Source organism: Bradyrhizobium sp. UFLA05-89 (assembly GCF_059803475.1).
The window spans coordinates 1-18,102 of record NZ_JBANBA010000043.1; the positions used below are offsets into that span (position 1 = coordinate 1).

Consider the following 18,102-nt stretch of genomic DNA (forward strand, 5'->3'; position numbering starts at 1 on the left):
CTTCGCCACGCCGTGGCGGACATGATGGCGATAGATCGCCAGCATCGCCTCGACGTCGCTGTCGCGCGAGGGCCGGACCAGGACCGGCTCATCGTCCGCGCACATTGCGCTTGTTTCGTTCATGCTACTCGGCCACCACGTAAGTATAGAGCCCGATCCGGCCGGCGGCGTCGACCTCCTTGTAGACGCCCTGGATCTCGACGTCGAAGCCCGGAAACGTGTTGAAGCAGGTCTCGAACATCTTGAGATAATCGATCATGGGTTTCGCGCGTTCCGTGAGCCGCTCGCCAGGCACGATGGTGGCGATGCCGGGCGGATAGACCACGAAAGGCGTAGTGGCGACCCGGCCAGCGATGGCCTCGATCGGCAGATAGTCGACGTCGTTGCGGATCAGGCAGCGTGCGGCTTCACGCGGCGACAGCGCGATCTCCGGAAGGTGCTCAGGCAGGAATTGACGCGCCTGGAGCGCGCTGACCTCGGCCTTGCGGAAGAACCGGTGCATGTCCGCGCAGAGATCGCGCAGTCGCACGCCGGCATAGCGCGCCTGCCGGCGCTGGTAGAATTCGGGGATGGCGTCCGCCAGCAGCGCATTGTCGTCGTGCAGCTTCTTGAACGCGACCAGCCCCGAGATCAGCGTGCCGGCCTTGCTCGCCTCGACGCCCGGCGTCAGCAGGAAGAGCAGCGAGTTGAGGTCGTTCTTCTCGGCAACGATGCGGTTCTCACGCAAGTACTGGGCGACGACGGGGGCGGGGATTCCATGCTCGGCATAGGTGCCGGTGGCACGGTCGAAGCCCGGCGTCAGCAGCGTCAGCTTGTTCGGATCGGTCATGGCAAAGCCCTCGGTCATGCCGGGGAAACCATGCCAGGCGCTGTCGGCGCCGAGCTGCCAAAGCGCGGGATTGGTTGCAAGCTCGTCGGTCGACAGCGTCTCCCATGCGACGTTGTGCGCCGCACCAGGCCGGCTCACGTCGGCAATGGCGACGCGGTCGGGAACGAACGGCTCGAAGAACCAGCGCCGCTCGGCGTTCTGTTCCTTCTCCTCGAACTCGCGGCGCATGGCGCGGATCTTCTTGCGCAGCTCGATGCCGAGGCGGATCGTGTCGTCCCACAGCACTTCGCCCGAGCGGCCCTTCATCATCTGCGCGCCGACGTCGAGGGAAGCGAACAGCGGATAGAATGGCGAGGTCGATGCGTGCTGCATAAAGCTCTCGTTGAAGCGGCGGTGCTCGACGCGCCGCTTCTGGCCCCGGATATGGCGGTCCCTGATGTGGATCTGCGACGCCTGCGAGAAGCTCGCGAGCTGCTTGTGGGTGGACTGCGTCGCGATGATTCCGGGTGCGTCCGGTGTCAGCTCCGACAAGCCCATGGCGAAGCGTCCGGCATAAAGTGGGTGGAATTTCATGAAGCCGGCCCAGGCCTCGTCGAACAGGATGTAGTCGCAGAGGTGGCCGATGCGCTTCAAAATCATCTCGGCGCTGTGGATGGTGCCGTCATAGGTGCACTGCTCGACGACCGCGACGCGGAACGGACGCTCCTTGCGCCAGGCGTCGCGATCCGTGACCAGCGGATGGTTGCGGATCGCCTCGCGCAGCGCCTTCTCGTCGAGCGCCTCCCAGCGCATCGGTCCGATCAGGCCCCATGCATTGCGAATGGTCGGCACGTAGACCGGTATGCCGCCATTGATCATCAGTGCGCCGTGATGCGCGGCCTTGTGATTGTTGCGGTCGAACAGCACGAGATCGCCGTCGGTGACGAGCGCGCCGAGCGCAACCTTGTTGGAGGTCGAGGTGCCGTTAAGCACGAAATAGGTCTTTTCCGCGCCGAAGATCTGGGCTGCTTCCTTCTGCGCTCTCAGCGCCGGTCCTTCGTGGGTAAGGAGATCGCCGAGATCGAGCACGGAATTGTCGAGGTCGTCGCGGAATACGGACTCGCCGAGATGCTCGACGAAGACGCGGCCGATCGGACTGCGGCTGTAGAACATGCCGCCATTGTGGCCGGGGCAGGTCCAGAGCTGATTGCCTTCCTCGGCGTAGTCGACCAGCGCTCCGAAGAACGGCGTCTTCAGCGTCTCGGCATATTGCTTGAGCCGGCTGATCAGGTTTTTTGCGATGAAGGGCGGCGTCTCCTCGGAAAGGAAAACGTAGCCGTCGATGAAGTCGAGTACCTCGACCGGCAGATCCTCGAACCGCTTCCGACGGATCAGGAGGATGATCGGGAAGTCGAGGCCGCGCCGCCGCATCAGGTTGATCAGGGCAGCGGTCTTACCCTCCAGCCCCTTCTTGCCCCAGTCGACCACCATGCAGCCGATGGCAGCGTCTGTCTGTACCGCGATCTCGGCGTCCTCCAGCTTGCGGGCCCTCACGACCTCGAAGCCGGAGCGCTGGATCTCCTCAATGATCTGGTTGAAACGGATGCCCTCGAGGTCGTCGGCATCGAACACTGGGGCGGCAAACAGGAAGTTGAAGCGCTTGAAATAGTCCATGGTGGGTCCCGAAGATGCGAAGCCAACAGCTCTCGGCACATTCGATGACAGTTCGATGACAGCGCTCAGCGCTTCATCTCGCCGAACACAACCGTCGGCACGGCCCGGTTGACGACTTCGCGCAGTGCGAAGCTCGATTGCACCCGGGCGACGCGAGGCAGGCGCGACAGCTCGGTGCGGTGAATGCGCTCGAAATCCTGGATGTCGCGCGCGAGCACGATCAGGATGTAGTCGTCGGTGCCCGACATCAGGAAGCAGCGCACGACGGAGGGGCATTTCACCACCTCGGCCTCGAAGGCCTTCAGCGCCTCCTCGCTCTGGCTCTCCAGCGCGATCCGTACCAACACCGTCGTGGTGAGGCCGAATTGCCCGAGATCGAGCGCGGCCTGGTAGCCGTGGATATAGCCGTCATCCTCCAGCGCCTTCTGCCGTCGCGCCAGCGCAGTGCTCGAGAGGCCAACCTTGTTGGCGAGCTCGGTGTGACTGGCTCGCGCATTGGTAGTGAGTTCCGCCAGGATGGCGAGATCTTTTCGGTCGAGGGCCAAGGTTTCGTTTCCAGCGTGGAAGGGGCGATCGACGCCGGAAACCGGCGTCCAGATGCCGAAACTAGCTGATATTTGCACGAAACCAAACCGGCACGGCCGCTAACATGAGGTGGAGAATCAAGACGTTAGGTAAGGAGCTCGCTATGCGCGTTGGTGTTCCCAGGGAGATCAAGGTGCAGGAATATCGCGTCGGGCTCACCCCGGGCGCAGTTCGCGAATATGTCGCGGCCGGCCATGAGGTCTGGGTTGAGGCCGGTGCGGGCGAGGGCATAGGTGCGTCCGACGACGTCTATCGCAAGGCGGGCGCCGCGATTGCGGACAGCGCGCGGGAGATCTTCGCCAAGTCCGAGATGATCGTGAAGGTGAAGGAGCCGCAGCAGAGCGAGTGGACACAACTTCGCGAGAACCAGATCCTCTTCACTTATCTTCACCTCGCGCCGGATCCCGCACAGACCAAGGGTCTGCTCGCCTCCGGCTGCACGGCCATTGCCTATGAAACCGTCACTGACGCGGGTGGCCACCTCCCTCTGCTCGCGCCGATGAGCGAAGTCGCCGGGCGTCTCGCGATCGAGGCGGCCGGCGCCGCGCTCAAGCGTTCGGCGGGCGGACGCGGCGTGCTGCTCGGCGGTGTGCCCGGCGTGCAGCCGGCGCGGGTCGTCGTGCTGGGCGGCGGGGTCGTGGGAACTCAGGCGGCACGCATGGCCGCGGGCCTCGGGGCGGAGGTCACCGTCATCGATCGTTCCATCCCGCGCCTGCGTGAGTTGGACGACATGTTCCTCGGGCGCGTGCGCACGCGCTTCTCCACGATCGAGTCCGTCGAGGACGAGGTGTTTTCCACCGATGTCGTGATCGGCGCGGTGCTGGTGCCGGGTGCGAGCGCCCCGAAACTGGTTACGCGTGCGATGCTCAAGTCGATGCGGCCGGGGGCCGTGCTGGTCGACGTTGCGATCGACCAGGGCGGCTGCTTCGAGACCTCGCGTCCGACGACCCATGCCGAGCCGACCTACGAGGTCGACGGCGTCGTGCATTACTGTGTCGCGAACATGCCGGGCGCAGTGCCAGTAACGTCGAGCCAGGCGCTGAACAATGCCACGCTGCCGTTCGGGCTGATGCTCGCGGCCAAGGGCTTTGCCGCCGTGCTCGAGAATCCGCATTTGCGCAACGGCCTCAACGTCTACCGCGGCCGCATCACCAACGAGGCGGTGGCGGAGAGTCTCGGTCTGCCATTCTCGCCGGTCGAGAGCAGCCTGGCGGCGTGAACGGTGCCGTCATATCGGGCTCGATGATCGCGCATTGGACAATGCGCCTTCTAAACAGTCACTCGATGTTAGTAGATCTCACAATGCGCTCGCTTCGTGTCCCGCGCAAATGTTCCTCGCGCGCGAGAAAAAAAACATGCGATCACGGATTAGTTCACGTCGTCTCTAAATTTCCTCGAAATGGTCACCTCGGGGTTAGCTTGCTGGCATTGGTAGGCGGGATCCGAATCCTCGTACGGAACAGCCCGAATGCTTGGCATTCTCATCCTCGTCCTGGTTGCCGCGATCTCGTTTGCGGCGGGGTATGTCACCCGCGATCGCATTTCGCGAAAGCGCCGCGTCAGGTATCTGAAATGGGAACCTTACGTTCGACCGAGCCAACGGCCGGCGCAGCCGCCTGCGTTTCTGGTTCGCGCGCCGAAGACTCAGGCACCGCGCATCAGCGCGGTCGACGGCGCCGGTTCGGCGCCGCCTCCCATCTCGCAAGCCCCCGTCGCGCGGCCGCGAGCCGACGCCGAGCGCCGTCAGGTTCATGCTTTCGTCAGGCGGTAGTCGCCGAGATCGGGGTCGTGCGTCATCCGCCAGTAGTCCACGAACCGCCACGGCATCGCAGAGAACACCCGGCCACTTGTGTTGCGGTAGTAGGTGGTCATGCCCGGGTGGGTCCAGATCATCGCCTCGTGCTCGGCATCGACCTTCCGGATGTAATCGTCGTGCACATCCTGGCGGACGTCGATGGCGGCGACACCGTTCTCCATCATCTCGACGAGACAGGCCGAGATGTAGCGGCTCTGGCATTCCGACTGGAAGATCACGCTGCCGCCATGCGCGGGGCCTGAGTTCGGGCCCAGCATGCAGAAGAAGTTCGGGAAGCCGGGGACGGCGAGGCCGAGAAACGCGGTTGGATTGTCGCCTGCCCAGGCGTCGCGGAGATTCCTGCCGTCGCGGCCGGTGATGTCCAGGCGGGCCGCCATCTCCGTGACCTTGAAGCCGGTCGCGACCACCATGATGTCGGCCGGGCGGCTCTCGCCGTCGGATGTCACGATGCCATCGCGATCGACATGATCGATTGCGTCGGTGACCAGCTCGACATTGCCGCGCGTGAGCGTCTTGAACCAGTCGTTGTCGAGCAGGATGCGCTTGCCGTAAGGCGGGTAGGTCGGCACGCATTTGGCGATCAGGTCAGGGCGGTCCTTCAGCTCGGAGAGGATGAAGTCGGTCAATTCCTGACGATGCCGGTCATTGCCCTTGTTGACCGCGCGCTCCGGATGCGGCCAGACGGGATCCTTGCGCAGGAACGGCAACAGCCCGTCGCCATAGCGCCAGAACATGTTGAAGCGGTACCACTGCACATAGAACGGCAGGTGCGCGAGCAGCCAGCGCGCGCCCGATGTGATTGGATCGGAATAGCCCTTCACCGGGCGTGCCCATTGCGCGGAGCGCTGATAGACGGTGACGGAGGCGACGCGGGGCGCGATCGACGGCACGAGCTGCATCGCGGTCGCGCCGGTGCCGATCACCGCGACATGCTTGCGGTCGATATTGATGTCGTTCGACCACAACGCGGAATGGAGGATCCGGCCCTTGAAATCCTCCTCGCCTTTGAAGGAGGCGCGGGAGGGATCGTTGAGCTGGCCTATTGCGCTGACGAGTGCCGTGGACTCTAACGTTTCTTCGCCGCTGCTCGTTCTCAGCGTCGAGATCCAGCGGCGCTTGCTCTCGTCCCATCGCGACGAGGTCAGTTGCGTGTTCAGCCGCAGATGCTTGCGCAGGCCAAATTCGTCCGCGACCTTCTTGAGGTAATCGAGCAACTCCTCGCGCTGGCAGAAATAGCGCGTCCATTCATTACGCGCGCCGAAGGAGTACGAATAGGAATGGTTGGGCGTATCGACGCCGCAGCCGGGATAGCGGTTGATCCACCAGGTGCCGCCGAGCTCGGCGTTCTTCTCAACGATGGTGTAGGGGATGCCGAGATGGCCGAGCGCCACGCCAAGCGCAATGGCGCAGACGCCGGCGCCGACGATCAACACGTGCTGCTGCGCCAATTGCGCGTCGGACGGACGTCTGCTCCAGCGCGCCTCGCGCGGCACAAACCCCATCTCCTCGCGCATCAGCGGCGCATATTCCGGCGCGACATTCTCGCCGAGGCAGGCACGCATCATCTTCAGAAGCAGCTCCTCGCCGGGATCGGTGATCACTGGCGTTGGATGGCCATCGGCAAAGAGTTGGACCACGGCCGCGCGGATTTCGTCCTGCACGTCCCTCGGCACGCCGGCCTCGGGATCCGGGATGAGACGGATGTCGCGCTTCGGCAAATAGGGAGGGGCGAGCCAGCGCTCGTCGCCGGTCGCGTGAACGAGCACCATCAGGAGGCAGCGAATGTCGCCCTCGGCGATTGCCGAAGCGAGGTCGAGGTGCTGCCCCGGCAGTTCGATGTTCATGAATAGTCCCAAGTCCGGCATAGCGACCAATGCGATCGTCGCACTTTACCGTCGAACCGGGCAGGGGGCTTGGGCCCAGACGCCGCAAAGAAGAAAGCTATCGCCGTAGTCTGCCTTGACGGAAGGAATTTCCCGCACGAGGCCTAAAAAAGCCAATCAGTTCCATTGCCGAAAGAGGCGGAAACGACGATATTTCGTGAGAATTCAGTGGATTGGCCTCGCGATGGAACGCGCAAATTACGAGCCTTTTGGCGAGCGACTGGGCCCGGGAAGGGACGACCGGCCGCAGTCGCGCGCCTCCAAATATCTGCTGTGGGCCGGCACCGGCGTGTTCTGGTCGCTGGTCGGGGCTATCGTGCTCGCCCGCGCGGCCTTCTTCGAGCCGGGCGTTTTTGACGGCTTTAGCCGCGTCGCCTCCCTCGCCAAGGGCCTGATTTTCTAGTCCATCCGAGCAACCGCTCCCTTCTGCCTGCAAGGTGCTCGAACGCCGTCCTTTGGGCCGCAGCTTAACTGCGCGCGCAGGAGAATCGTCTTTAAGGACATTACTTGCTTCCGCTCGCCGGAATCGAAAATGTATTGCCCTCTTGCGCCCTCTCGCGCATAAAATCTTCTCCTTCGGGAGATTTGAGTGGCCCAGAACAAAGCATCCTCTCCAGCCGGCGCAAGACCGGTAACCACTGCCGGCCGCATTGTGGCGCTGATTCCAGGCATTCTCCTTTGCATTGGCATTGCCGGCATCTCGGCTGCTCTTGAAGTCACGGAACGGCACGCCTTCGCACATCCCTATGTGGAGGCGCTGGTGATGGCGATCCTGCTCGGCATGGCCGTACGCAGCTTCTGGAAACCTTCCGAGCGCTGGCAGGCGGGTGTCGCGTTCAGCGCCAAGCAGCTCCTCGAAGTCGCGGTGATGCTGCTCGGGGCCTCCATCAGCTTTGCCGCGATCGCCGCGTCCGGCGTGACGCTGCTCGCTTCGATCGCCGCCGTGGTCGTGGTCGCGCTTTGCGTGTCCTTCGGCCTCAGCCGCATGCTCGGCCTGTCCACGCGGCTGTCGATCCTGATCGCCTGCGGCAATTCCATCTGCGGCAACTCGGCGATTGCCGCCGTGGCACCGATCATCGGGGCCAACAATGACGAGATCGCATCCTCGATCTCCTTCACCGCGATCCTCGGCGTGATGATGGTGCTGGGCCTGCCACTGCTCATCCCGCTCCTGCAACTGACGGCGACGCAATATGGCATCCTCGCAGGTCTGACCGTTTACGCCGTGCCGCAGGTGCTCGCGGCCACCGTGCCGGCGGGGCTGGTCAGCACGCAGATCGGAACGCTCGTGAAGCTGATGCGCGTGTTGATGTTGGGACCCGTCGTCGTCGGCCTCTCGCTCGTTGCCTCGCGCCAGCAGGGCGGAGCCAAGAAGACCAGCGTCGGCTTCTTCCGGCTCGTACCCTGGTTCATCCTCGGCTTCCTCGCGCTCGCCACGCTCCGTTCGCTCGAAATCGTTCCCTCAACCGTAGTCGGTCCGGTGACGAAGATCACCACGTTCCTCACCGTCGTCTCCATGGCCGCGCTCGGCCTTGGCGTCGACGTGCGTGTGCTGGCCAACGTCGGGGGACGCGTGACGGCGGCGGTGACGCTGTCGCTGATGCTGCTGCTCGGGATCAGCATCGCGCTGGTACACTGGTTCAAGTGAGGGACACGAAACTGTCGTAGAATGGGCAAAGGCGAGAAAGCGTCGTGCCCACCAATCGGTACGGCATGTGACCAAGATGGTGGGCACGCTTCGCTTTGCCCGCCCTACGAGACTGCCTTCCCCGCTCGAGCGAGGTGAATCAAATCACGTCCGCCAGCGAATGGCCGTGCAGCTCGATGTTAAGCCCTTGCATGCCCAGATCGTTGATCTCGCCGCCCATCGCTTTCAGGCTCTCCTCGCGGATCAGGGACATCAGGCCGCGGCGCAGTGCCAGGAACTCCGAGGACATCATCATCGATTGCTGGCGCGGCCGCTCCAGCGGGATCGGAATCTCCGCCTTGATCGAGCCGGGCCGCGCAGTCATGCAGTAGACGCGGTCGGAGAGAAAGATCGCCTCGTCGATGTCGTGAGTGACGAACAGCACCGAGATCTTCAGCCTCTGCCACATGTTGGTGAGGATCTGCTGCATGATGACGCGCGTCTGTGCATCGAGCGCGCCGAATGGCTCGTCCAGCAACAGCACCTTCGGCCCCGTCGCGAGCGCGCGCACGATGCCGACGCGCTGCTTCATGCCGCCGGAGAGCTTTTCCGGATAGTGCTTCTCGAAAGCCTCGAGGCCCGCGAGCCCAAGCAACGTGCGCGCCGCGCGCTCACGCTGCGAACGCGGCATGCCGCGCATCTTCAGACCGAACTCGACGTTCTCGCGCACCGTCTTCCAGGGAAACAGCGAATATTGCTGAAACACCATGCCACGCTCGGCGCTCGGCCCGCTCACGCGCTGGCCGTCGACCGTGATGGTGCCGGTGGTGGGCTTGAGAAATCCTGCCACCGCGTTCAGGAAGGTCGACTTGCCGCATCCGGAGGGCCCGACGATCGAGACGAACTCGCCCGGCTCGACATGGATATGCGTATTGGTGACGGCCTCCACCGATCCATCGATGGTCTCGTAGCTCAGCGAAAAATTCTTGACCTCGATATGACCCTGCGGGGCGGCGGTCGCGATCTCGCTCATTTCGCCCTCCATGGCATCACCAGTTGTCCGGCGCCGCGGATCAAAAGGCTCGAGCCGAGGCCGAGCACGCCGATCGCGATCATGCCGAGCGCGATGTCGGCATATTGCACCAGCGAATAGGCTTCCCAGGTGAAATAGCCGATGCCGTATTGCCCCGAGATCATCTCGGCCGCAATTAGCGACACCCATGCGACTCCCATGCCGATTGTTAGACCAGTGAAGATATGCGGGAGCGAGGCCGGAAAGTACACGTCGCGGAAGATCGAGCGCTCGCGCGCGCCCAGGCATTGCGCCGCGCGCACCAGCACGGGATCAACCAGCGACATGCCGTGCAGCGTGTTGACCAGGATCGGGAAGAACGAACCGAGGAAGGTGATGAAGACGATGCTCTGCTCGTTGGTCGGCCACAGCATGATCGCCATCGGCACCCAAGCGATCGCCGGGATCGGCCGCAGTACTTCCGCAACCGGGAACACCACCTCATGGACCAGCTTGAAACGGCCCATGATCAGCCCGAGCGGTACGCCGACGATGGCCGCCAGCGAGAAGCCGAAGAAGATGCGCCGGCAGCTCAAGAGGATGTGCAACAGGAATTTGGGATCGTGGATTGCCTTGGTGAAGCTCGCGTAGACCGCAAGCGGCGAGGGCACGTTGGTGAAGCGCACGAAGAAGACGACGCGGTAGGTCGTGAGCAGATGCCAGACGAGCAGGAAGGCGGCGAGCGAGATCACGCCGATTGCGGTCGCACGCAACCTGTCCTGGTTGAGCCGGTACCAGCGCCCTGCCAGGGCGCCGAATGAGGATGGCGCGGAGGGCGGCGTCGTGACGGATGCGGGCTCGGTGACGGCTGCGGCTGCCGGCATGGCGTCCTCCTGATGGCGCAGGATGGCGGGACAGCTGCTCACGTCTTGCCTCCGGCGACCGCCGATTTCACGGCATCATCGAAGCCGAGCACCTTGCCGTTGATCTTGGCCGCATAGGCTTCCGCGTCCTTCTTCAGGAGAAACGGAGCCACATCGCCGTCACCGACCGCGTAGAAAGCCTGGTCGGCGAACAGCTTGATGCCGCGGGTGGTGTCGAAGACATAGGCGACGTTGATTTTCTTGCCCTTGGCCTTGAAATCGGCATAGGCGCCGAGCGTGCAGGCCGCGCTCGCGAACGGCAGGATGCCGGCCTCATCCACCCAGACCTCGCCGGCCTTGCGCGGATCTAAGATCGGCTTCCTGCAGAAGCTGTCCTCGCCGGAGATCTCGTAGTTCGTGGTGCTTGCGAGTTGCGCGTCATAATCGAGCTTCATCTCGGCATAGGCCTTGCGGATGTAGCTATCGTCGACCCACTTCTTCGGATCGAACTCCTTCATGCGGCCAAGGTTTTGCAGCACCTTGACATCTGTGGTCGCAGCCTCGATCAGCGCCGGCTTGATCGTGGGATCGGTGGTCATGTTGCCGCTCGGCCCCAAGAAGATGTAGACGACTTCCCTGCTGATGCCGGTCCACTCCTGGATCTTCTCGGCCGCAAGCTTGGGATTGTCGCGCAGCCACTGGTTGGCGGCGATGATCGCCTTCATGTAGGCGACGACGACCTCCGGATATTTCTCGGCGAAGTCGGTGCGGACGACGATGCCGTGGAAGGTCGGCAAATTGGTCTCGACGCCATCAAAGATCTTGCGCGCGAAGCCGCGGAACGGCAGCAACTCGGCGAAGGGAACAAAGTCGGCATGGGCGTCGATCTTCTTTTCCTGGAGATTGGTCGAGCCGACCTCCGGGCTTTGACTCACGAGCTGGAAGAAGTCGGGCGCATAGCCGCGGTCCTGCATCGCCTTCAGCACCATGCCGTGCGCGGCGGATCCGAAGGGCACGCTGACGAGCTTGCCCTTGAGATCGGCGAGATCGTAATAGGGCGAATCCTTGTGAACGACGATGCCGTTGCCGGAGCCGGAGAGGCTGTAGGCGGCAACGCCGATCAGCCGGCTCTTGCTTTCAGGATTGCTCTCGAAGGTGAAGCCGTTCACGATCAGTGGATAGTCGCCCATCATGCCGATCTGAAGCTTGTTCGCCATCATCGCGTTGGTGACGGGCGGGCCGGACGTGAAATTCTGCCATTCCAGCTCGAACTTGATGTTGGCGTATTTGCCGTCGGTCGGCAGATATTTTTCGAGGAGATGAAGCTGCCGGATGACGACGCCAGCGGTGACCGTATTGGTCGTGGTGTCCTGCGTGCCAATACCGAGGGTGACTGTCTCCGCCCTCGCGGGCTGCACCAGCAGGAGCGCCAGCGAAGTCACCGACATCGCGATCGAGAGCCTGGGAAGATGGCGGACCATTCTCATCCTCATTCGGTTGGATGTGCTGTGGTTGCCATGATTGGGCGAGGGGGCGGGCAGGGCAAATCCGGATTTAGCGCCGCAGTCGATTAGTTGCCGGGAAAGAGCGGTTGCATACTCCTTGGGCAGTTTTGCAGTTGAAAGCCAATTGCATGTGCATCGGTCTTAATCGGACGTCTGCCCGCGCATGTCCTCCAGGATGTCGGGGCGACAGACCACGATCTGCGAACGCTTCGTCTGAACGATTCCCTTCTCCTGCATGCGCTTCAGGCTGATCGTGACCCATTGCCGGGTCGCGCCGACCATGTGGGCGATGTCGGCATGGGTGAACGCGGCCGCGATCACCCGGCCGTCGGCGTCTTCCACGCCATAGAGCTCGACGAGGTGAAGCAAGAGATGCGCAAGGCGCTGGGTGATCGAGCGCGTTCCCAGCATCTGCGCCAGCGCCGAATAGCATTTGCCCTTGAAGGTCAGGCCTTCGATCAGGCCGATGGCGAGGTTGGGGATTTCAGCGGCCAGCGTTCGCAGCTCTTTTCCAGGAAGGTGCACGACGCTGCAATTGCTGGACGCAACGCCCGACCATTGATGCACGGTGCCTTCGAATACTTCGGGCCCGCCGACGAAATTGCCGACATGCCAGTAGGCGAGGGTGATCTCGCGGCCGAGCGGCGAGGTGTAGAAGACGCGGATGCGACCGCTCTCGATCAGCCAGATGCCATCATGCTTGCCGCCCTGGCTGAACAGCGTCTGGCCGCGGTTGAGCACCTTGCGGCGTCCCTGCTTCAGCACCAGTTCCCGCTCGCGCGGGTTCAGCTTGTCCATCAGCGGCGGCGGTCCGCCGATCCACTGCTGGTTCTCGGTGAGCAGCAGCGAGGAGCTTCCGGCAGGCCGGACCGTTGCGGGAACGGTCCCGCGAACCGCATTGGCCGCCTGCAACATCACCTGCCTCCGGATTGTTCAAACCGTTCTAAAGAGGAGCAATGTCCGTGCCAGACGGGAGAGGAAGGGGCGTTCCCACAAAATCTCGAAAACAACCCCATGCAAAGTAGCGCGGCAGCCTGGGGAGACGGTTCCGGGGCGTGCGCTTCGCGTGCGAACGGAGCTTGGGTGGGCGATCCAGTATTCTTGAGGCAGCAAAGGGTACGGATGGGCCGCGGCGTACTGGATTCCCTGCTTTCGCGGGGAATGACAGCGGAATATGTGGTCAGCGTTCACCCATCCTCGACGGAGCGTGATTAACGCTCGGCCAAATTCAGCAAATACGGCTTGGGGTAAATCCCGCGGTTGTGGCCGTCCGAGAACGAGATGTTCAGCCCGTAACCGAGGTCGCCGATCTCGGTGATGGCGATCCCCGGAAAGGCCTGGGGGAAGCGGCCGTCGAAGCGGGCGCGTGTGCAATGGGCGCATTTGCAGGAGAGGCGCAGCAGTTCGGCGGCGAGCGTGACCTCGCCGTCGCGCGTGGTGCGCACGACGAGCGTCGCACGATCGGCGCTTATTGCGTAGTCGGTCACTGTTGGCGCGGCCAGTGCAGTCATGGTCATGGCAAGTCTCCAGTCTGCTTCTAGCCAGCAAAGAATGCGTCGCGATAGCAACTAATTGCCGAGCGGACGTGACAGTCCCGAGGACAGCGTGGCTGCCTCCTCCTCGGTCATTGTCCGCGAAATGTGAAACTAATCGACCGGGAATGGCAGTTCGCCGTTGCGGGAATAGCTCCTCTCCGAAACTTTCCGCAGCATCGGGCAAGCAAGGAGAGACGAACGATGAGCGCTTTTCAGAAGGAGACGGTCCTCTCGGTCAGGCACTGGACCGAATCCCTGTTCAGCTTCACCGCGACACGCGATCCCGGCTTCCGCTTCCAGAACGGCCAGTTCGCCATGATTGGGCTCGAGGTCGACGGTCGGCCGCTGATGCGCGCCTACAGTATGGCAAGCGCCAATCACGAGGAGACGCTCGAGTTCTTCTCGATCAAGGTGCCCGACGGTCCGCTCACGTCGCGGCTCCAGAGGATCAGGGAAGGCGACATCATCCTGGTCGGTCGCAAGCCCACGGGTACCCTGATCACCGGCAATCTCATTCCGGGAAGGCGGCTGCTCCTGCTGTCCACCGGCACCGGGCTTGCGCCCTTCGCAAGCCTGATCAAGGACCCCGAAGTCTACGAGAATTACGAGACCATCGTGCTCGCCCATGGCTGCCGCCAGGTTTCCGAACTCGCCTATGGCGAGCACCTGGTCGACAGCCTGCAGGCCCGCGAATTCTTCGGTCCCCTGATCAGGGACAAGCTGATCTATTACCCGACTGTCACGCGCGAGCCGTTCCGCAATCGCGGTCGCCTCACCGACCTGATTGCGTCGAACCAACTCTTTGAGGATATCGGCCAGTCTGGTCTCGATCGCGACACGGATCGCATCATGCTGTGCGGCAGCCCGGCGATGCTGGAAGAGCTCCACGTGATGTTCAGGGATCGCGGCTTTGCCGAAGGCAGTCACAACCAGCCCGGCCACTTCGTGATCGAGAAGGCGTTCGTGGAGCGGTGAGGGGCAAATCTCTCCCCGACGACAACTAATTGCTATCGCCGGGACCCCCATCTGAACAATCTGATGTAAAGGCGCCGGACCTGCCGGCGAACCAGGAGCAAGCGATGGCACTAGATCAGATCGTCGACGGACTTTCGGAGGTTTCCTGCGATGTGCTGGTCATCGGCGGCGGCACGGCCGGCCCGATGGCGGCGCTGAAGGCGAAGCTCAAGAATCCGAAGGCCAATGTCGTCCTGCTCGAAAAGGCCAACGTGAAGCGCTCCGGCGCAATCTCGATGGGCATGGACGGGCTGAACAACGCCGTCATCCCCGGCCATGCGACGCCGGAGCAGTACACCAAGGAGATCACCATTGCGAACGACGGCATCGTCGATCAGAAGGCGGTCTATAAATACGCGCAGAGCTGTTACAAAATCATCGAGGAGCTCGACAGTTTCGGCATCCGGTTCCTGAAGAATGAGAACGGCGACTACGCCGTCAAGAAGGTGCACCACATCGGCACCTACGTGCTGCCGATGCCAAATGGCGAGACCGTGAAGAAGGCGCTGTACCGCCAGCTCCGCCGTGCCCGTATCCTGATTTCCAATCGCTACATGGCGACGCGATTGCTGAAGTCCGCCGACGGCCGCGTTGCCGGTGCGATAAGCGTCAACACGCGCACCGCCGAAATGCTCGTGATCAAGGCCAAGGCGGTGATCCTGTGCATGGGCGCCGCCGGTCGGCTCGGCCTTCCGACATCAGGCTACTTGTTCGGCACCTACGAGAACGCCGCTAATTCCGGCGACGGCTACGCCATGGCCTATCACGCTGGCGCGGCGCTCGCGAACCTCGAATGCTTCCAGATCAATCCGCTGATCAAGGACTATAACGGACCGGCCTGCGCCTATGTCGCCGGCCCGTTCGGCGCCTACACAGCCAACAATGAGGGCTCCCGTTTCATCGAATGCGATTACTGGTCCGGCCAGATGATGCTGGAGTTCTACAACGAGCTGCTGTCCGGCAAAGGTCCGGTATTCCTCCAACTCAAGCATCTCCATCCCGACACCATCTCGGAGATCGAATCCACGCTGCACAAGGTGGAGCGGCCGACGCGCGGCCTGTTCCAGCAGGGACGCGGCGTCGACTATCGTAGCGAGTCCATCGAGATGCACATCTCCGAGATCGGCTTCTGCTCCGGCCACAGTGCCTCTGGCGTGTTCGTCGACGACAATGCTCGCACCACCGTGCCGGGGCTTTATGCCGCCGGCGACATGGCGAGCGTGCCGCACAACTACATGCTGGGCGCATTCACCAACGGTTCGGTCGCCGGCATCGACGCGATGGAGTTCGCCGACAGCCACGACTTTGCGGAGTTCGATGCGAGCGAGGTGGCGAAGGAGCGCGAGCGGGTGATGGCGCCGACCACGCGCGAGGACGGCATTCCGCCGAACCAGATCGAGTACAAGACGCGGCGTCTCGTGAACGACTATCTCCAGCCGCCCAAGGTCACCCGCAAATACGAGCTCGGCATGCGCCGCCTCGCCGAGGTACGCGAGGACATGCAGGAGCGCATGATCGCCCGCAACGCGCATGAATTGCTCCGCGCGCTGGAGGTGCAGTCGATCATGGATTGCGCGGATATGGCGGCCCACGCCTCGCTCTACCGCGAGGAGAGCCGCTGGGGCCTGTACCACTGGCGCACGGACTTCCCGGAGAAGGACAACGAGAACTGGTTCTGCCACACGCTACTGTCTAAGCAGAACGGCAAGATGACCAGCGAGAAGCGTGCCGTCGAGCCCTATGTCGTGCCGATCGCCGACGAGGAGAAGGACCTCTACGACAAGCAGCGCATCCGGGCGAGCGCCTGAGCCGCCGAACAGCAACGCAACAGGAGATTTGACGATGCCTCTCGCTTCCTATCAGACCTCGGTCCCGGTGGTGGTCGACGACGCCAAATGCATTGCGGACAAGGGCTGCACGGTGTGCGTCGACGTCTGCCCGCTCGACGTGCTGCGTATCAGCGACATGACCGGCAAGGCCTACATGGCCTATGACGAGTGCTGGTACTGCATGCCCTGCGAGGCGGATTGCCCGACCGGCGCCGTTACCGTCAATATTCCCTATCTCCTGAGGTGAGCATGTCGAGCCCGTTCGAATCCTACGACGACCTCGACGACGCCGACGAGCGGCTTCAGGCCGCGGACCCCGCGGAACGCCGCGTCGCCATCATCGCGCTCGGTCATTCCGGGGATCCCGCCGCGGTCGGCCATCTCGCCAACATGGTGTCCGATCCCGATGCCGGCGTACGCCAGCAGGTCGCGATGGCGCTCGGCGAATTCGACGGGCCGGAGGCGGCGAGTGCACTCGTCAAGCTACTGGTCGACCCTGAAAGAATCGTCGCGTCGGCCGCGGCCGACAGCATGGCCGAGTTCAAGGACCCGGCCTGCGCCGACATCATCCTGCCGCTGGTGAGGCATTCCCACGCCTTCGTCCGCATGGGCGCGCTGCGTGCGCTGAAGGAGTTGCGTCGCAAGGACACGCTGAAGCCCGCGCTGGAAGCGCTCCAGGATGCTGATGCTGCCGTGCGCGTGCAGGCGATCGGCGTCATCGGCTTCCTGAAGCTCGAAGAATCGATTCCGGCACTGACCGCGCTGATCCACGATCCCGATGCCCATGTACGACGCGCCGCGGTAAGTGCGCTGGCGTTTTCGCAGATGAAACCGGCGGCCGAGACGATCATTCGCGCGCTGAAGGACGCCGACTGGATGGTCCGCGAGATGGCTGCCGACACCCTGGGTCTCAACGTCAACGGTTCACTCGCCGCCGATCAGCTCATCGCCGCGCTTGCCGACGATTTCTGGCAGGTGCGGCTGAGAGCGATCCGCAGCCTCGGCAAGATGAAGATCGAGCGCGCCGTGCGTCCGATCGGCAATTGCGTCAACCACGAGCAGGCGAATCTGCGCAAGGAAGCAGCGGCCGCACTCGGCGAGATCGCCGATCCCGAAGGGGAGGCGTACCTCGCCGTGATCGCCAACGATCCCGATCCCGACGTACGCAAGAACGCGCGCTGGGCGCTCCAGCAGATCGCGGCGAAGAAGGCGAGAGCCGGCTCGTAAGCATGGGCGTCTTCGATTCACCTCTCCCTACGGGAGAGGTGAACCTCAGTGTCCGGTTTAGTCAATTCTCGCGGCGCTGCAGCTAGAAATGACGTCAAAACCGCTTCGCCAGGTCGGCGAGGCGGCGATGGGCGCCATCGCGGGCGGCGCGGATCGGCTCGGCGGGGCCGGCCGTCGGGCCGATCGGCACGAAGCGCACGTCGTTCACGCCGATGAAGCGCAAGGCCTCGCGCAAATAGGGCGTTGCCATGTCGAGGCGGCCGCGGTTCATCCCGGTCGCATAATCGCTGCCACTCGCCAGGATGACCAGAGTCGGGCGGTCCTTGAGCAGAGGAAAATAGCCCTGCAACGGATCGAAGCGGAACGTCAGCCCCGGCTGGATGATGACGTCGAACCATTGCTTCAGCTTGTAGGGGATGCCGAAATTCCACATCGGCGTCGAGATCAGTACGCGGTCGGCGAGCGAGAAGCGTAACGCCATCCGCTCGGCTTCGGCAAAGCTGTCCCGCTGTGCATCGTTAAAGGCCTGTGCCTTCATGCGCGCATACTTCGCCTCGACGATGGGGCCGACGAACTCCGGCATGCGCTCGCGCCAGAGATCCATTACGTCGACGTCCCAGTCCGGGTGCGCCTGACGAAACCCGTCAAGGAAGACGCGCGCCCCCGCGCTCGACTCGGAGTCGGCGCGCGGCGAGCAGGACAGATGCAGGAGCTTTGCCACTGC

17 protein-coding genes and 1 pseudogene are annotated in these 18,102 nt (G+C 63.2%); 8 read left to right on the plus strand and 10 right to left on the minus strand.

The genetic code is table 11. The annotated features are described in order from the left end of the window. The 3 genes and pseudogenes from SO139_RS22260 to SO139_RS22270 all read right to left on the minus strand — a co-directional run. Window positions 1-123: pseudogene (locus tag SO139_RS22260) on the minus strand (GNAT family N-acetyltransferase); the annotation flags it as partial. Between the two features lies 1 nt (window position 124). Then, a complete protein-coding gene (locus SO139_RS22265) occupies window positions 125-2,482 on the minus strand; it encodes an Orn/Lys/Arg family decarboxylase (protein WP_449378309.1) in 2,358 nt (785 codons plus the stop codon). A 65-nt stretch (window positions 2,483-2,547) separates the two neighbouring features. Then, window positions 2,548-3,027 (minus strand): Lrp/AsnC family transcriptional regulator, encoded by a 480-nt coding sequence (locus SO139_RS22270; RefSeq protein ID WP_254096171.1) that lies wholly within the window; start codon window positions 3,025-3,027, stop codon window positions 2,548-2,550. A 143-nt stretch (window positions 3,028-3,170) separates the two neighbouring features. Here SO139_RS22270 and ald point away from each other — a divergent pair, with 143 nt between their 5' ends. Both ald and SO139_RS22280 read left to right on the plus strand, forming a co-directional pair. After that, the gene (ald, locus tag SO139_RS22275) at window positions 3,171-4,286 is read left to right on the plus strand and encodes an alanine dehydrogenase (RefSeq protein WP_449378310.1); all 1,116 of its coding nucleotides are present in this window, start codon (window positions 3,171-3,173) and stop codon (window positions 4,284-4,286) included. 249 nt (window positions 4,287-4,535) lie between these two features. Further along, window positions 4,536-4,838, plus strand: coding sequence for a hypothetical protein (locus SO139_RS22280; protein WP_449378311.1), 303 nt, complete (start codon window positions 4,536-4,538; stop codon window positions 4,836-4,838). On the opposite strand, the gene SO139_RS22285 is transcribed toward SO139_RS22280, so the two are convergent. Next, window positions 4,817-6,727, minus strand: a complete 1,911-nt coding sequence (locus SO139_RS22285; RefSeq protein ID WP_449378312.1) for a flavin-containing monooxygenase — start codon at window positions 6,725-6,727, stop codon at window positions 4,817-4,819. The two genes, SO139_RS22280 and SO139_RS22285, sit on opposite strands and share 22 nt — an antisense overlap. Window positions 6,728-6,950: 223 nt before the next feature. Here SO139_RS22285 and SO139_RS22290 point away from each other — a divergent pair, with 223 nt between their 5' ends. Next, window positions 6,951-7,169: a hypothetical protein gene (locus SO139_RS22290; RefSeq protein WP_449378313.1), complete on the plus strand. Its 219-nt coding sequence runs from the start codon at window positions 6,951-6,953 to the stop codon at window positions 7,167-7,169. 186 nt (window positions 7,170-7,355) lie between these two features. After that, the gene (locus SO139_RS22295) at window positions 7,356-8,414 is read left to right on the plus strand and encodes a YeiH family protein (RefSeq protein ID WP_449378314.1); all 1,059 of its coding nucleotides are present in this window, start codon (window positions 7,356-7,358) and stop codon (window positions 8,412-8,414) included. Window positions 8,415-8,553: 139 nt separating this feature from the next. Here SO139_RS22295 and SO139_RS22300 read toward each other — a convergent pair whose 3' ends face one another. From SO139_RS22300 to SO139_RS22320, 5 genes are all read right to left on the minus strand, one after another. Next, window positions 8,554-9,426: an ABC transporter ATP-binding protein gene (locus SO139_RS22300; protein WP_449378315.1), complete on the minus strand. Its 873-nt coding sequence runs from the start codon at window positions 9,424-9,426 to the stop codon at window positions 8,554-8,556. Then, a complete protein-coding gene (locus SO139_RS22305; RefSeq protein WP_449378396.1) occupies window positions 9,423-10,289 on the minus strand; it encodes an ABC transporter permease in 867 nt (288 codons plus the stop codon). The genes SO139_RS22300 and SO139_RS22305 overlap by 4 nt, the downstream gene beginning before the upstream one ends. Window positions 10,290-10,327: 38 nt before the next feature. Further along, window positions 10,328-11,749 carry an ABC transporter substrate-binding protein gene (locus tag SO139_RS22310; RefSeq protein WP_449378316.1) on the minus strand — a complete coding sequence of 474 codons (1,422 nt, stop codon included), beginning with the start codon at window positions 11,747-11,749 and terminating at the stop codon, window positions 10,328-10,330. A gap of 165 nt (window positions 11,750-11,914) precedes the next feature. Continuing rightward, window positions 11,915-12,688: a Crp/Fnr family transcriptional regulator gene (locus tag SO139_RS22315; protein ID WP_449378317.1), complete on the minus strand. Its 774-nt coding sequence runs from the start codon at window positions 12,686-12,688 to the stop codon at window positions 11,915-11,917. A gap of 296 nt (window positions 12,689-12,984) precedes the next feature. Next, entirely contained in the window at window positions 12,985-13,290 is a 306-nt protein-coding gene (locus SO139_RS22320; protein ID WP_449378318.1) for a gamma-butyrobetaine hydroxylase-like domain-containing protein, read from the minus strand. A gap of 219 nt (window positions 13,291-13,509) precedes the next feature. Between SO139_RS22320 and SO139_RS22325 the strand changes: the two genes are divergently transcribed. From SO139_RS22325 to SO139_RS22340, 4 genes are all read left to right on the plus strand, one after another. After that, window positions 13,510-14,283: a ferredoxin--NADP reductase gene (locus SO139_RS22325; protein ID WP_449378319.1), complete on the plus strand. Its 774-nt coding sequence runs from the start codon at window positions 13,510-13,512 to the stop codon at window positions 14,281-14,283. A gap of 104 nt (window positions 14,284-14,387) precedes the next feature. Further along, window positions 14,388-16,130, plus strand: a complete 1,743-nt coding sequence (locus tag SO139_RS22330; RefSeq protein WP_449378320.1) for a fumarate reductase/succinate dehydrogenase flavoprotein subunit — start codon at window positions 14,388-14,390, stop codon at window positions 16,128-16,130. A gap of 34 nt (window positions 16,131-16,164) precedes the next feature. Further along, window positions 16,165-16,398 (plus strand): 4Fe-4S dicluster domain-containing protein, encoded by a 234-nt coding sequence (locus SO139_RS22335; protein ID WP_008141081.1) that lies wholly within the window; start codon window positions 16,165-16,167, stop codon window positions 16,396-16,398. A 2-nt stretch (window positions 16,399-16,400) separates the two neighbouring features. Beyond that, entirely contained in the window at window positions 16,401-17,378 is a 978-nt protein-coding gene (locus SO139_RS22340) for a HEAT repeat domain-containing protein (protein ID WP_449378321.1), read from the plus strand. 94 nt (window positions 17,379-17,472) lie between these two features. Here SO139_RS22340 and SO139_RS22345 read toward each other — a convergent pair whose 3' ends face one another. Next, window positions 17,473-18,099, minus strand: a complete 627-nt coding sequence (locus SO139_RS22345) for an FMN-dependent NADH-azoreductase (RefSeq protein ID WP_449378322.1) — start codon at window positions 18,097-18,099, stop codon at window positions 17,473-17,475. Window positions 18,100-18,102: the final 3 nt, after the last annotated feature.

Bases quoted from the DNA above. Each gene is read 5' to 3' on its own strand.
- SO139_RS22265 (WP_449378309.1), bottom strand. From the start codon at position 2,482: ATGGACTATTTCAAGCGCTTCAACTTCCTGTTTGCCGCCCCAGTGTTC.
- ald (WP_449378310.1), top strand. From the start codon at position 3,171: ATGCGCGTTGGTGTTCCCAGGGAGATCAAGGTGCAGGAATATCGCGTC.
- SO139_RS22280 (WP_449378311.1), top strand. From the start codon at position 4,536: ATGCTTGGCATTCTCATCCTCGTCCTGGTTGCCGCGATCTCGTTTGCG.
- SO139_RS22285 (WP_449378312.1), bottom strand. From the start codon at position 6,727: ATGAACATCGAACTGCCGGGGCAGCACCTCGACCTCGCTTCGGCAATC.
- SO139_RS22290 (WP_449378313.1), top strand. From the start codon at position 6,951: ATGGAACGCGCAAATTACGAGCCTTTTGGCGAGCGACTGGGCCCGGGA.
- SO139_RS22300 (WP_449378315.1), bottom strand. From the start codon at position 9,426: ATGAGCGAGATCGCGACCGCCGCCCCGCAGGGTCATATCGAGGTCAAG.
- SO139_RS22305 (WP_449378396.1), bottom strand. From the start codon at position 10,289: ATGCCGGCAGCCGCAGCCGTCACCGAGCCCGCATCCGTCACGACGCCG.
- SO139_RS22310 (WP_449378316.1), bottom strand. From the start codon at position 11,749: ATGGTCCGCCATCTTCCCAGGCTCTCGATCGCGATGTCGGTGACTTCG.
- SO139_RS22315 (WP_449378317.1), bottom strand. From the start codon at position 12,688: ATGTTGCAGGCGGCCAATGCGGTTCGCGGGACCGTTCCCGCAACGGTC.
- SO139_RS22320 (WP_449378318.1), bottom strand. From the start codon at position 13,290: ATGACCATGACTGCACTGGCCGCGCCAACAGTGACCGACTACGCAATA.
- SO139_RS22325 (WP_449378319.1), top strand. From the start codon at position 13,510: ATGAGCGCTTTTCAGAAGGAGACGGTCCTCTCGGTCAGGCACTGGACC.
- SO139_RS22330 (WP_449378320.1), top strand. From the start codon at position 14,388: ATGGCACTAGATCAGATCGTCGACGGACTTTCGGAGGTTTCCTGCGAT.
- SO139_RS22335 (WP_008141081.1), top strand. From the start codon at position 16,165: ATGCCTCTCGCTTCCTATCAGACCTCGGTCCCGGTGGTGGTCGACGAC.
- SO139_RS22340 (WP_449378321.1), top strand. From the start codon at position 16,401: ATGTCGAGCCCGTTCGAATCCTACGACGACCTCGACGACGCCGACGAG.